Source organism: Nocardia gipuzkoensis (genome assembly GCF_021183645.1).
GTDB lineage: Bacteria > Actinomycetota > Actinomycetes > Mycobacteriales > Mycobacteriaceae > Nocardia > Nocardia abscessus.
Genome location: NZ_CP089225.1, coordinates 4,939,025 through 4,952,353, shown reverse-complemented (window position 1 = coordinate 4,952,353; position 13,329 = coordinate 4,939,025). Strand labels below are relative to the sequence as shown.

The window sequence follows — 13,329 nt, the reverse complement described above, 5'->3', positions numbered from 1 at the left end:
GACGGGGCGGAACGAACGGCCGCATCGCGCGGCCACGGCATGCCGCCGGAACGACCCGCCACGAACTACCGGGTTTGCGTGGATGCTCGGCTGGTTTCGCTCACTGCGGCTTGTTTTCGAACGAGCCGCGCACCGGAACCACTGCCCCTCTCGCAGTCGCCACCCGAGGTCAGGAGAACGAAAGCTCCTCCGGCTCCTCGGCATACGCACGCGCGACCTCCGCGGCCAGGCGCAGCGCCCTCCGGCTCCACTCCAGCGGGACGCCCGCCAGACCACATGCCGGACTGACCGCCACCCGTTGCGCCAGCGTCCGGCGGCCGAAGCTGAGCCGATCGACCAGCCGGACGCCCGGCTCGGCGAATTCGCGCCAGGTGACCGTGGCCGCCTGCGGCTCGGTCGGGACCACACCGAGCACCAGCTGCTTACCCGCCTCGAGGGCTTCTCCGACCTCGTCGAGTTGCCCGGTGCCGATGGTGCTCAGGTCGAAGCCGATCGCTGCGGCGGCGCTGCGGCGCAAGAGGCCCAGCGCGGGGGGTTCGGCGCAGCTGTGCACCAGCACCGGCGCGGACTGAGCGGCGATCACCGTGTCCAGCAGGGCCAGCGCTTCCGGCTCGGGCAGCGCGCGCACCGTGTTCAGCACGCTCACACCGCGCAGCGAGCCGCCGAGCACCGCGCTCAGCGACGGTTCGTCCAGCTGCAGCACGACGTGCGCGCCGAGCCGCTTGCGCACCTCGGCGACGTGCTGGGCCAGCCCCTCGGCCAGGGACGCGGAAAGGTCGCGCACCGCACCGGGATCGGTGAGCACGCGGTGACCACCGGGCAACTCGACCTGCGCGGCCAAGGTCAGCGGGCCCGCGGATTGCAGCTTCACCACACGGCCGGCGTCGGAGAGACCGGCGTTCTCCCACGCTTCCTCGAGCGCGTCCAGATCGGTCCGCAGCAGGTCATGGGCCCGCCGGGAGACCGAACCCGGGCGCTGCGCGAGCCGGTAGCCGCGCGGCGTGGTGTCGAAGCGCAGGTCGACCAGCAGGGCGGAGACTCGGCCGATCAGGTCGGCGCCCGCGCCGCGTCCCGGCAACTCCACCAGGTGCGGCAGGTCGCCGAGTTCGCCCACGATGGTCGCGGCGGCCTCGCGCGGGTCGAGGCCCGGCCAGGAGCCGACGCCGGTGGCTATTCCGCCTGGAAGACGCACCGGCTCGGTCGCCACATCGGTCCCACTGTCTTGCGCCACGTCATCCGTGCCGATCTCGTCCACCGCGCCGTACTCCGTCCGTTCGATTCCGCCGTCACGCGATCCCGCAGCCCTCAGCGGCCGGACCCCGTCTTTCGGTGCCTCCACAGCGCACAGGCCGTGAGGGAGAAGAGCGCCGGCCGGTCCGGATTCGGATCACCGGCTCGCGTCGGCCCTCGCTTCACTCGCGCCGGACTCGCGCGCGGTGCCGCGGATCGTCCCGCTGCCGATCACCTCGTCGCCCTCGGGATCCGGACGGTAGAGCACCACGGCCTGGCCGCGCGCGACGCCGGTCAACGGCTCGCGCAGCCGCGCGACCAGACCGTCGCCCACCGCCTCGGCGACCGCGGGCGCGGTGCCGCCGTGCGCGCGCACCTGCACCACACACTCGATCGGGCCCGCGGGCGCGGAACCGGAGGTCCAGATCGCGCGCTCCGCCTCGACCGTCCAGACCTGCAGGTCCTCGGCCGAACCGACGCGGACCGTGCCGGAGTCGGGATCGATGCCGGTGACGTACCGCGGCTTGCCGTCGGCGGCCGGGCCCGGCAAGCCGAGCCCCTTGCGCTGGCCGATGGTGAAACCGTGCACGCCCTCGTGCCGCGCGAGGACCTGGCCGTCGGAGTCGACGACCGCACCGGGCCGGACGCCGATCTTCGCGCCGAGGAAGGCTCGGGTGTCGCCGGAGGGGATGAAACAGATGTCGTGACTGTCCGGCTTGTTCGCGACGGCGAGACCGCGCTCGGCGGCCTCGGCGCGGATCTGCGGCTTGGGGGTGTCACCCACCGGGAACATCGCGCGCGAAAGCTGCTGCGCGGTCAGCACCGCCAGCACGTAGGACTGGTCCTTGTCGGCGTCGACGGCACGGCGCAGCACGCCGTCCGCCAGCCGCGCGTAGTGGCCGGTGACCACCGCGTCGAAGCCGAGCGCCACCGCGCGGTCGGCCAGCGCGGAGAACTTGATCTTCTCGTTGCAGCGCAGGCACGGATTCGGCGTCTCGCCCGCGGCGTAGGCCGCGACGAAATCATCGATGACGTCTTCCTTGAAGCGGTCGGCGAAATCCCAGACGTAGAACGGGATGCCGAGCACGTCGGCGGCGCGCCGGGCGTCACCGGCGTCCTCCTTCGAGCAGCAGCCGCGCGATCCGGTGCGCAGCGTGCCCGGTGTCGCGGACAGCGCCAGATGCACGCCGACCACCTCGTGACCGGCGTCGACGGCACGCGCCGCCGCCACGGCCGAATCCACACCACCGCTCATCGCGGCGAGTACCCGCATCAGACACCTCCTTTCGCACCGGCCAGACCCGCGGCCTTGGCCCGTTCCACTACCTGCGGCAATACTTCCAGCACGGCGTCGACATCGGCCCGCGTCGACGTGTGCCCCAACGAGAAGCGCAGCGATCCGCGCGCCTGCCACGGCTCGACGCCCATCGCGATCAGCACGTGACTGGGCGTGGCGACGCCCGCCGTGCACGCCGAGCCGGTCGAGCATTCGATCCCCGCCGCGTCCAGCAGCATCAGCAGCGAATCGCCTTCGCAGCCCGGGAAAGTGACGTGTGCGTTGCCCGGCAGGCGCCGCCCGCCGACCGGCCCGTTGAGCACCGCGTCCGGCGCGGCGGCGCGGATGCCGTCGATCAGCGCGTCCCGCAACGTGACCAGTTCGGCGGTGCGAGCGGGGAGTTCGACCGCCGTTTGGCGCAGCGCGGCGGCGAGCCCGATGGCCGCCGCCGTATCCGAGGTTCCCGATCGCAGGTCGCGCTCGTGCCCGCCGCCGTGCAGCAGCGGCACGCACGGTACCTGCCTGCCCAGCAGCAGCACCCCGACGCCGTGCGGACCGCCGACCTTGTGGCCGGCGAAGCTTGCCGCGGCCAGCCCGCTCGCGCCGAAATCCATCGGCAGCTGAGCGGCCGCCTGTACCGCGTCGCTGTGCATCGGCACGCCGAATTCCTGTGCCACCGAAGCCAGTTCGCCGATCGGCTGAATGGCGCCCACCTCGTTGTTCGCCCACATGACGGTGACCAGCGCGACGTCGTCCGGATCGGCGGCGAGCGCCGCCCGCAGCGCGCCGGGCGCGACCACGCCCTCGGCGTCCACCGGGAGCCAGGTCACTTCCGCGCCCTCGTGCCGCTGCAGCCACTCCACCGCATCGATCACCGCGTGGTGCTCGATCGAACTGGCGACGATCCGGTTCCGGCGCGGATCGGCGTCGCGACGCGCCCAGAAGATGCCCTTCACCGCCAGGTTGTCGCTCTCGGTGCCACCGGAGGTGAAGATGACCTCCGAGGGCCGGGCGCCCAGGTCGGCGGCGATCGACTCGCGCGCCTCCTCCAGCAGCCGCCGGGCGGCACGCCCCGAACCGTGCAGCGACGAGGCGTTGCCCGTGGTGCGCAGGGCAGCCGTCATCGCCTCGATGGCCGCGGGCAGCATCGGTGTGGTGGCCGCGTGATCGAGGTAGACCGTCTGGGGCGCAGCACCGTTGACCGGACCCGAAAAAGCCGACTTCATGACCAGTTAAGGATAGCCGTCACGGTCAGCCGGTTATTCCCCCCTCCCGCGCGCCCGCGCGGGCCGCGTTCCGCGGCGTGCACGGCCCTGTGAGCGGGCGAATCCGGTCATTTCTACCTATTGAATGTACCGCTAAATAGCGGTACGTTGTTTGATGTATTGATTGCAGGCCGCCCGTTCCGCGGAGCGGATCGAGGGCACGCCGAGCGGTCGACTACCGGACGAATCGATCAGTGAGGAAGTTCCGATGGACCCACGCACCCATGGACGTACGCGACGTGTGCTGGCGCGCGCCGCCGCCGCGTCCGTACTGGCCCTGATGCCGATCACCGCCGTCGCGGTGCCCGCGCTCGCCGCCCCGATCGTGCTCGAGCCCGCCGCCCCGATCGACCAGATCGACCCGGCACACGGCCGCCACGGCCACGGCCACGGCAGGCACGGCCACGGCCACGGCAGGCACGGCCACGACGGGTGGAACCACGGGCGGCACAACGACTGGGATCGGGGCCGCCACGACGATTGGTTCCGGGGCCGGAACCGTCACGACGACTGGGATCACGGCAGGCCGGGCTGGCACCACGGATTCCGGCCGCCCACGGGCAGCGGTTTCTGAGTCCCTGACGTTCTTCGGGGCGAGCCGACATCGGCTCGCCCCGAAAACATGTACAGGGTCGCTGCTGCCGAGTGCTGCTGAGGCAGCGGCGCCACATCCGGCGCAGCCGTTTCCGGTCGTCCGGCGAGTCGCCTACTGCGCGGCGGCGGTACTCCGACGACCGCGCAGCATCGGACGGCGCCGCGGGCGGCGCACCTCCGGCGCATCGGCCGTGACCGTGGGGTCCTGCACCCTGGTATGCCCCGCCTCGATCCACTGCGCGGCATCCGGCGCACCCTGGTGCGTGGGAACGGCGCCGCGGACGGCGGCCTCGCAGCGGCGGGCCAGCTCGCGCCGGTCCGTGCCGGGCTGCTGCACCGGTTCCAGCACCACTTCCGCGACCATCCCGCGCGACCGCAGTACCCGGCGCGCGGAGGAGGCGAAGGTGTCCACGCCGACGAAGCCGGGCACCGTGCACGGCACGCCGTGCCGGTCGAGGTATCGCAACCGCACCGGCTGCACCGGAGTACCGGTGTCCACGGCCGCTTGGAACAGCGCGGGCCGCATGGTGCCGTAGGCGCGGCCACACCAGGTGGTGCCCTCGGGGAAGACGCCGATCCGCTCGCCCGCGGCCAGCCGTGCCCCCACCGCGGCCACCACGCCGGGCAGCTGTCGCAGGCTTTCGCGCTCGATCGGGATGACCCGCATCAGCTCGGCGAGGCTGCCGATCAGCGGCCACTCCACCATGTCCGCGCGCGCCACGAAGCCCAGCGGCTGCACCGCGGCCAGGGCGACGATGTCGGTCCAGCCGATATGCCCGGTGACGACCAGCGCGCCACGGTCCGGCGCGCCGAACCCCGCCGGTGCGAGCGCGGGGCCGCCCTCATCGACGGCCCCCCGCTCGTCCGCCGCCCCCCGGTTGTCGACTATGCGCAGCCGCATGCCCAGACAACCGAGCAAGAGGCGCGCGTAGCCGCGCTGCAAGGGCACGCGCCTGCCACGCGGCGTCACCGCGTTCGCCACCGGGAAGCTGAGCAGCAGTCCGGCAACCCCGGCCAGCCGGGCGGCTACCCGTCCCGGCCCGACTTCATCGATCGAATCCAGGCAGCCGGGTCCACAGGGGCTCGACGGCATCCATGCGTGCGCGGTGGACATTGCGGGCGGCGCGTCGAAGACCACAGTCCTCACCGTCCCCCGTCGAGGGTCGCGGCGGCTTCCTGTAGTCGATCGAGATACCGGGTGTTGATGGTGTCCAGCCCGAGCAGCGCCACGAAGTCGGCCACCGCGAAAGCCGGATCGTGCGCGGGTTCGCCGCAGATCTCCGCACCCAGTCGCAAGTAGCCGCGCACCAGCGGCGGCAGTTTCGGCCGCGAGGGCGGCGTCAGTTCGTCCAGGGTCTTACCGTCGACCACCACCGGGTTGTAAGGGTGCACCCGGCGCTCCGGGTCGGATGCGTGGCGGCCGAGCAGCATGTCGCGCACCCCGCGCACGTTCACCCCGGGCGCGTCCGCCGCGGTGTCCTGCATCGGCACCGACACGCAGCCCATCACCCACTCGTAGCCGGTGAGCTGGATGTAGTGCAAAATACCCGCCCACATGAGGGTGAGTACCGAGCCGTTGCGGTGGTCGGGGACGACGCACGCGCGCCCCATCTCCACGATGCGCATGCCCCCGGGATCCAGCTGGGCCAGATCGAATTCCGTTGCCGTGTAGTACCCGCCCGCCGCGGCGACCTTGTCCGGCGGCAGCATCCGGTAGCAGCCGACGAACTCACCGGTCGCGTCGTCGCGCACCAGCAGGTGGTCGCAGTGCTCGTCGAAATGATCGGCGTCCAGGCCGGTGCCGTCGTCCGGGATCCGGAAGCCGGGCTCGTTGGCGAACACGTTGTAGCGCAGGCGCTGCGCGGCGACGCGGTGGTCGAGGTCGGAGGAGACCACCAGCGAGTAGCGCGACCGTTCCTCCCCGGAGTCCGTCGCTCGAGCCGGGGCTGTCAACACGGACGAAATAGTCATATCCATGATGAAGCCAGTCCGACAATGCGCCGCAGCAACCTCGAAGTGTCGCGACGATGCCGGTTCGGTTAACGAGACGGCTGTCACACCGAGCGTTCACCGAACAGTTCCACCGTGTTCGTCCTTCCGCACCGCTACCGCTTCCGACATGCGGTTTGGTCGCGCGATTCGCCGTTCTTCGGCCGGATCCCGAACTTCCCAGCGCCACGCACCTGCCGTCGCGCCGCTTCCGGCTGGAAGCAGCGCGATTCGTCAGGTACGGGAACAACTCAGGCGGCGCGGCTCTGCTCGGCGAGTAGCTTCGTCGAAGTCGCCGCTTCGGCGAAGCCGGGGCGTCCGGTGCCGATGAACGCGACCAGCCACGAGGCGACCGCGGCGAAGCGGTTGCGGAAGCCGACCAGGTAGAACAGGTGCACCGCGAGCCACATGAACCAGGCGATCACGCCGCGGAAGGTGATGCGCTCGTTGAGCTTCGCTACCGCGCTGAACCGGCTGATCACCGCCATGCTGCCCTTGTCCCAGTAGGTGAAGGGAGTGCCGGGCTGCTTCTTGCGACGGATGATGTCGGCGGCGTGCCTGCCCTCCTGCATGGCCACCGGCGACTGACCGGGGTAGCCGTTGAGCGAGGTCATGTCGCCGATGGCGTAGATGTCGGCGTAGCCGCCGACGGTGAGGTCGGGGTTGATCAGCAAGCGGCCCGCCCGGTCGGTCGCCACGCCCGTGGCCTCGGCCAGGATCTTCGCGAACCCACCCGCCTGCACGCCCGCCGACCAGACCACGGTCTCGGCCGCGATGCCGTGTTCCACGCCGTCGCGCCCCTTGACGGTGACCTTGCCGTGCTCGATGTCGGTGACGAAGGTACCCAGCAGCACGTCCACGCCGCTGCGGGTCAGCGACTTCTTCGCGTACTCCGACAGCCCGCCGCCGAACGGCGGGAGCACTTCGCCCGCGCCTTCCACGATCGTGACCGAAACCTCTTGGTGGTAATGCCGTTTCGCGAGTTCCTTCAGCTGGCCCGCCACCTCGACGCCGGTCGCGCCCGCGCCGACCACGACGAAGCTCAGCAGCCTGCGCCTGGTCGGCTCGTCGGCGTTCGCGGCTTCGGCGAAGACGCGCTCGATCTGCGCGCGCAGCCGCCGCGCGTCATCGATGGTCTTGAGCGAGAAGGTCTTCTCGGCGAAATCGTCCCGGCCGAAATAGGACTGGCTGGCGCCGGTGGCCGCGATCAGCGAGCCGTAACGGATGCGGTGGCGCACACCCTCGTGCTCATAAGTGACGATGGCCCGGTCGGGATCGACGTCGACCACCGTGCCCAGGCGCACATCGGCCTCCCGATGGCGGCGCAGGATGCCCGCGATCGGCGGCGCGATCTCCTCCGATGCGAGCACACCGGTCGCTACCTGGTACAACAGCGGTTGGAACAGATGCTCGGGCGTGCTGGAGATCAGCACATAGTCCACCCCCGACTTGGCCAGCTGCTTGGCGGCGGCGAGCCCGCCGAACCCCGATCCGACAATGACGACACCAGCGGTTTCGATTCCCGCTTCCACGTACTGCATGACAGCCTCCTTCTCTCATTACCAACCGCGATCCGGAGGGCGGATATTTCAGGTGTGTGGGCGCATAATCTAGATGACTCTTATCTCGATTCGTAATTAATAGGAGGCCGCTGTGGAACTTCGGCAGCTCACCTACTTCGTCGCGGTGTGCGAGGAACTCAGCTTCAGCGGCGCCGCCGCGCGCTGCTTCATCTCGCAGTCGGCGATCAGCCATCAGATCTCCCGGCTCGAGCGCGACCTCGGCGTGCAACTGTTCGAGCGCTCGACCCGCTCGGTGGTGCCCACCGACGCCACCGCACGGCTACTTCCCCTCGCGAAACAAATGCTGAGCCTGGAATCGGCGATCCGCGCCGCCGTGCGCACGGTGGGGCCGCGCATCCGGCTCGCCGCGAACATGTCCTTCGCCACCCGCTCGCTGTCGGCGATCGCGGGCGCGCGCGCCGCGCACTCGGAGGCGGAGATCGAGTTCGTGATCAAGCCCTTCCGGCAGCGCATCACCGCGGTCACCGACGGAGACTGTGACCTCGCGCTCATCCGCGGCCGCGTCGACCAGCCGGGCCTCGTGGTGGAGCAGCTCTGGGTCGAGGACCTCGTGATCGCCACCTCCAGCGCGCATCCGCTGGCGAAGAAGGACACGGTGACCCTGGCGGACCTGAGTTCGTACCCCCTGCTGCTGCCGCCGGAGCAGGAGCAGGTGTTGTTGCACACGGTGATCCGCAACGCGTTCGCCGAATTGCCCATGGGCCCCACCTTCGGACCCCCGATCCCACCCGATCACACGGCGACGATGGAGCTGATCAACCGGCCCGACGCGTGGACCGTGCTCTACGCGGAGAGTACGACCGAAGGATTGGTGGTGCTGCGACTGGCCGAATCCAAGCTGCGCATCCCGGTGTCGGCGGTGTTGCGCGCCGACGCCCGGCGCTCACCGATCCTGGACACCCTGCTCGAGGCGCTGCACCGCTGCTGAGGACGGTCGTTCGTCAGCGGGCCGTTCATCGCTGCGAGACGTCGGCTGCGGGCAGTCCCCGGCATCGGTCACGGGACTTCCGAAATCGTCCGCAGCGACGATCGCCGCGGAGTTGATCGAGCGCGGCATCGTACTGCTCGTGATCCCAGCGATCACGGAAGCGGAGTGAATCCGATTCCGATCGTGTTCGGTCCTTGCCCTGCGATGTCGTCGAGGATTCCATGAATACCGGTGAACTGGAACGGCGCCCACGGCTCGAGAGGATTGATCGCGGAGGTGATTCCGACCAGACCGCTCCGCGTGGTCACCGGTCCACCGCTGTCGCCCGGAATGACGGCAGCCCATGACCTGATGACGTTGTTCTCGTACTCGATCACGAGACCGCATGTCGTTCCGGACACCTGGCCGTACTTGCACATGATGTCCGAAAGCGGAATCGGATCCGCACCGATCCGGCTGATCACGGTCCCGTTCGGCGTCGTGTTGACCGGATTGACCTTCGTTTCGTCCAGCTTGATGACCGCGTAATCCTTGGAAGAGTCGGCCGGAAACCGCATCGACGGAAACCCTGGCCAATTCCTGGCCCACGTGGCGTAATACCCGATCGGCCCCAGTCTGCGATTCCCCGTGAGGAATACCTCCTGAGATCTGGTGTTCCGAGTCATCATGTGCCCTGCTGTGAGAGCCACAAGATTGCCGAGTTCGTCATATCCGACAGCCCCTACGGTGCCCCAACTTCCGCAGGGCGGTCCGCCATCGGATGTGATCGACGTGCCCGGACCGAAATTCACACCGGATGGCGGAGGCTTGCCGACATAAGTGAACGAGACGCCGTTACTCCGCCCGCTCGGCGCGGTGACGGTGATGTGCACAACTCCCGTCGCGGCAGGAGAGACAGCCGTGATCTGCGTTGCGGAGTCGATCGTGAACGAAGTCGCTGGAATGGTACCGAATTCGACCGCCGTGGCTTCGGACAGATTCGTCCCGGTCAGGATGACCGTGGTTCCACCGATGATCGGACCCGAACGTGGGCTCGCCGAGTTCAGAGTCGGAGCCGCAGAAAGGGAAGTAGTGGTAGACATCGTGCGACCTCCTCGACGCCCGCGGATTGTTCCACTGCGCCAGGATTGCGAACTCACGCGGTCCTGACCCTATTCAGTAAGGCGTCTCTACAGGCACGCGGGCAATAGATCCCTTGATCCGTTTTCTTCCGTTTTCAGATTGATCCAGTGGTCGAGGAAGGTCGATGGCGCGGGAGCAGACGTGACCAGAAGTCGTGGCGCACCGCATCCCACAGTCCCGTCAAATGCGGCAACAGTTCACGGGCTCGGGCGAGATCGGGGTAGGAACCGGGGCCGTACGAGGCGATCGGCGTCACGTCGGATGTGCAGCGCACGACCATGATCGCGACGCGGTGGCCTTCCAGCCGCCAACTCGCTTGATAGCCGCCGACTTCGGTGTGATGGATCTCGTGCATCCACATCAGTCCCGCTCGGTTCGCGTGACACCGGAGAGACGGGATGCCGGGCTGCGGGAGTCCGCGATGGAGGCGCTGAGCGCGTCCAGCACATGCAGCAGTAATTCCAGATCGGGGCCAGGCGATACGGGCAGCGGGCCAGCGGGCGGATCGAACGCCAGGCCACGGGCGGCGGCGCGTTCGCGTGGGCTGGATACCGGCGGAACGAGCTTGCCCGCCCGCACCAGGCAGCTGAGCGCCGACGCCTTCCGTGGGCAGGTGGCGGCACGACATCCTCTGTGCTGCTGCATGACTCGATGCGCCTCGGGGACGGTGAGCGGATGGTCGGGGTGGGCGTGGCCGGGACCGATCGCGCCGGGCCGCGCGCGCGTCCACGTCACCGCGGGGCACACCGTCTCCAGGTCGCACGTCTCGCAGAATCGGGCGGGGGTGTTGTCCACGGTGGTCAGATCGTGGACGACGAGGGCGTCGGCGTGCACGCCGACGGCGATGGCCAGCGCGTATCCGACCGGGTCGACCTCTCTTTCCGGAGGCCGGACGGTGTAGAGGTAGTGGTAGCCCAATCCTTCGGCGTGGCGGCGTATCTCGGTCGCGTGCCTAGGCGCGTGCGGTCCGGACACGTCGGTCCGCACCAGCCCTACGGCATTCGACTTCCGGCTCTTCTGCGAGGCGAGTCGGCCGGTCGTGCCGATCTGCTGAGTGTGCATCGTTGCTCCCGGAATGTGTTGCAGACGTGTGGATTCGAGTTCATTCGGGATGAGGCAGCACACCTGCGCGGGTTTCCGCCTCGATCGCCGAAAACCAGCACACCACCGGTGACCAGCGCATACGCTCAAAAACGGGCACCCATTCCTGATCTGCTCGATGACCCAGGACGGTGCTCGGTTCCCGAGCGGAACCAGATCGATTTCCACTCCCGCACGACTCACTTCCAGGAGACCTGCGTGACCGACCCTGATGAAGAAGGCCCCTCATCGACCCTGCCGCGTCGCCAACTCGGACGCTTCCTGCGTGACCGCCGCGAAGCGGCGGGCTTCACCATCGCCGAGGCCGCCAAACTGGTCGATCTATCCCGCGCCGTACTCCAGCGTCTGGAGACCGGCCAGATCCAGAAAGTCCGTAAACAGGACGCGCAGGCGCTCTGCGAGCTGTACGGAGTGGATGCCACGGACACCAAGGCGGCGGCCGACCTCGCGGTGCAGGCGAAGGCCAAGAGCTGGTACCACGCGTACGGCGGTCTGTACAGCGGCGCTTTCAATATGTACGTCGGGTTGGAAGCCGCCGCGCGGCGACTCACCACGTACCACGAACACGTCCCCGGCTGGTTGCAGACCGCAGACTATGCACGTGCGGTGATCGGGGCATATCCGCAATTCAGCAGCGAGGACATCGAGCGGCGTGTGGAGCACCGACTGAGGCGGCAGGCCATCGTCACCCGCAAGACAAAACCGGCGACTTTGGAAGTACTGCTGCACGAATCGGCACTGCACCGCATGGTCGGCGGACCGAAGATCATTTCGGCCCAGCACCGCCACATGGCCGAAATCTCGAAGCTGCCCAACGTCACGCTGCGGATACATCCCTTCAGCGCGGGGCTCGCCTGGGGAATGCCACACGGTCTGTTCATCATCATGGAGTTCGATACGAACGCCAAAGGCGTGCCGGTCGAACCGCCGATCGTTTACTTGGAGGGCGGACCGGCACAGGATGTATACCTGGAGAAAGCCGAGGAAATTCGGCTCTACAGTGAGCTCGCCTCGGCTATACGGGACACGTGCCTGGGTGAAGTGGAATCGCGAGACCTGCTCCGGCGGGTGGCAAGGAGTTACGAGCGGTGAACGGTGACCTATCCGGGGCGAAGTGGTTCAAGAGCAGCCGCAGTGCCAGCGGTTCGCAGTGCGTCGAAGTGGCATGGCTGGGCGGCGGCATGATCGGCGTCCGGGACAGCAAGAACCCGACCGGCCCGGCATTGGTATTCGCGCCAGGCGAGTGGGACGCCTTCACCACAGGCGTGCGGGGCGGAGAATTCAACCGCCCCGCCTGACGAGCACTCGCACACCTAACCGAGAACGACCGGCCCCGCCCCGCCCACCGCAGGGACCGGGACGGGGCCGGTCCACATGCGTCCATCGGAACCGCTGACCGTCTATCGGACGATGCTCAGAGCCCTTCGAGAACCCGGCGGTTCCTCACCTTCGCCGCCGACCATGCATACGGTGATCCTGATCGAATTCAACGACTCCAACTCTGTGTCAACACATTCCACGACACTGATGTTGTCGTGCCCATAGACTCTGCGGGGTGAGCGAGCAGCATCCGCCCACGGGGGGCTCCCGTGCGAATCAACCTGAACAGCAACAACCACCATCACGGCAAGATGGGTCGCCGACACCTGAACCCGTGCGTAGTCGTCGTGCTCGACTCCACGAGATCGGACCAGCTTGGATTACCGCAATCTCCGGCCTCATCGTCGCCTTGACCGGAGCCGGTGTGTTCGTGGGGCGCGCGACGGCACCTGTGTCGACTCCACCCGCGACGTCCACATCCGCGATCGCTTCCGCACCGACGACGCCAGCGATCTCTTCACAAGCATCGACGACGGCATCGGTATCGAACATCCCAGCTGGCACGGTACTGGTCGACAATTGCGCTATCGACATTGCACATGGCTACCGTCTGCCCATCGGCAGACTATCTGAATGTCCCTTGCCCACCAAGGATTACGGTATCGGCGTCGAGATGCGCTACTTGACCTTCTTCACCGAAGCTCCGCTGAAGCTTGCGAGGCTCGACTCACCCCCCGCGACGTTCGAAGCCTGCAAGAGGAATACCAGGTTTACCGAAAAGGTTTTTGGTCCCCAACGGAATTACGTAGTGTGTATCACCGGCAACGGTGTCGTGGCTGCCGCGACATTTACGAAGACTGCCGAAGGCGATGATCCGACCGCGACGTTCAATCTGACGATCTGGCAGGAGTAGAGCATGAG

Annotated in this window: 14 protein-coding genes; 5 read left to right on the top strand and 9 right to left on the bottom strand. The window is 68.1% G+C overall.

What is annotated here, in order from left to right; genetic code table 11:
* Positions 1–169: 169 nt before the first annotated feature.
* From LTT66_RS22435 to LTT66_RS22425, 3 genes are all read right to left on the bottom strand, one after another.
* The gene (locus LTT66_RS22435) at positions 170–1,207 is read right to left on the bottom strand and encodes a methionine synthase (RefSeq protein WP_408638862.1); all 1,038 of its coding nucleotides are present in this window, start codon (positions 1,205–1,207) and stop codon (positions 170–172) included.
* Positions 1,208–1,387: 180 nt separating this feature from the next.
* Positions 1,388–2,503 (bottom strand): tRNA 2-thiouridine(34) synthase MnmA, encoded by a 1,116-nt coding sequence (gene mnmA, locus LTT66_RS22430; RefSeq protein ID WP_233060471.1) that lies wholly within the window; start codon positions 2,501–2,503, stop codon positions 1,388–1,390.
* Positions 2,503–3,732 (bottom strand): cysteine desulfurase family protein, encoded by a 1,230-nt coding sequence (locus tag LTT66_RS22425; protein ID WP_233060470.1) that lies wholly within the window; start codon positions 3,730–3,732, stop codon positions 2,503–2,505. Before LTT66_RS22425 ends, mnmA begins: the two co-directional genes overlap by 1 nt.
* Before the next feature lie 247 nt (positions 3,733–3,979).
* On the opposite strand from LTT66_RS22425, the gene LTT66_RS22420 reads away from it, so the two are divergent.
* Entirely contained in the window at positions 3,980–4,345 is a 366-nt protein-coding gene (locus LTT66_RS22420) for a hypothetical protein (RefSeq protein ID WP_195064638.1), read from the top strand.
* Positions 4,346–4,477: 132 nt separating this feature from the next.
* Here the strand turns inward: LTT66_RS22420 and LTT66_RS22415 are convergent, their stop codons facing one another.
* From LTT66_RS22415 to LTT66_RS22405, 3 genes are all read right to left on the bottom strand, one after another.
* On the bottom strand, positions 4,478–5,512 hold the full coding sequence (locus LTT66_RS22415; RefSeq protein WP_233060468.1) for a lysophospholipid acyltransferase family protein: 1,035 nt from the start codon (positions 5,510–5,512) through the stop codon (positions 4,478–4,480).
* Positions 5,509–6,336 (bottom strand): GNAT family N-acetyltransferase, encoded by an 828-nt coding sequence (locus tag LTT66_RS22410; RefSeq protein ID WP_181718788.1) that lies wholly within the window; start codon positions 6,334–6,336, stop codon positions 5,509–5,511. Before LTT66_RS22410 ends, LTT66_RS22415 begins: the two co-directional genes overlap by 4 nt.
* 269 nt (positions 6,337–6,605) lie before the next feature.
* Positions 6,606–7,895, bottom strand: a complete 1,290-nt coding sequence (locus LTT66_RS22405) for an NAD(P)/FAD-dependent oxidoreductase (RefSeq protein WP_233060467.1) — start codon at positions 7,893–7,895, stop codon at positions 6,606–6,608.
* Between the two features lie 112 nt (positions 7,896–8,007).
* On the opposite strand from LTT66_RS22405, the gene LTT66_RS22400 reads away from it, so the two are divergent.
* Positions 8,008–8,865 (top strand): LysR family transcriptional regulator, encoded by an 858-nt coding sequence (locus tag LTT66_RS22400; RefSeq protein ID WP_233060466.1) that lies wholly within the window; start codon positions 8,008–8,010, stop codon positions 8,863–8,865.
* Between the two features lie 152 nt (positions 8,866–9,017).
* On the opposite strand, the gene LTT66_RS37460 is transcribed toward LTT66_RS22400, so the two are convergent.
* The 3 genes from LTT66_RS37460 to LTT66_RS22385 form a co-directional block, all read right to left on the bottom strand.
* The gene (locus LTT66_RS37460) at positions 9,018–9,947 is read right to left on the bottom strand and encodes an IPT/TIG domain-containing protein (protein WP_408638660.1); all 930 of its coding nucleotides are present in this window, start codon (positions 9,945–9,947) and stop codon (positions 9,018–9,020) included.
* 134 nt (positions 9,948–10,081) lie between these two features.
* Entirely contained in the window at positions 10,082–10,342 is a 261-nt protein-coding gene (locus LTT66_RS22390; protein ID WP_233060463.1) for a hypothetical protein, read from the bottom strand.
* Positions 10,343–10,347: 5 nt separating this feature from the next.
* Positions 10,348–11,049, bottom strand: coding sequence for a hypothetical protein (locus LTT66_RS22385; RefSeq protein WP_233060462.1), 702 nt, complete (start codon positions 11,047–11,049; stop codon positions 10,348–10,350).
* Positions 11,050–11,286: 237 nt separating this feature from the next.
* On the opposite strand from LTT66_RS22385, the gene LTT66_RS22380 reads away from it, so the two are divergent.
* The 3 genes from LTT66_RS22380 (at position 11,287) to LTT66_RS22370 (ending at position 13,321) form a co-directional block, all read left to right on the top strand.
* Positions 11,287–12,180 carry a helix-turn-helix domain-containing protein gene (locus LTT66_RS22380; protein ID WP_233060461.1) on the top strand — a complete coding sequence of 298 codons (894 nt, stop codon included), beginning with the start codon at positions 11,287–11,289 and terminating at the stop codon, positions 12,178–12,180.
* The gene (locus LTT66_RS22375) at positions 12,177–12,386 is read left to right on the top strand and encodes a DUF397 domain-containing protein (protein WP_233060460.1); all 210 of its coding nucleotides are present in this window, start codon (positions 12,177–12,179) and stop codon (positions 12,384–12,386) included. Before LTT66_RS22380 ends, LTT66_RS22375 begins: the two co-directional genes overlap by 4 nt.
* Positions 12,387–12,643: 257 nt before the next feature.
* Complete coding sequence (locus LTT66_RS22370; RefSeq protein WP_233060459.1) at positions 12,644–13,321, top strand: hypothetical protein; 678 nt, start codon at positions 12,644–12,646, stop codon at positions 13,319–13,321.
* The last annotated feature ends 8 nt before the right edge of the window (positions 13,322–13,329 follow it).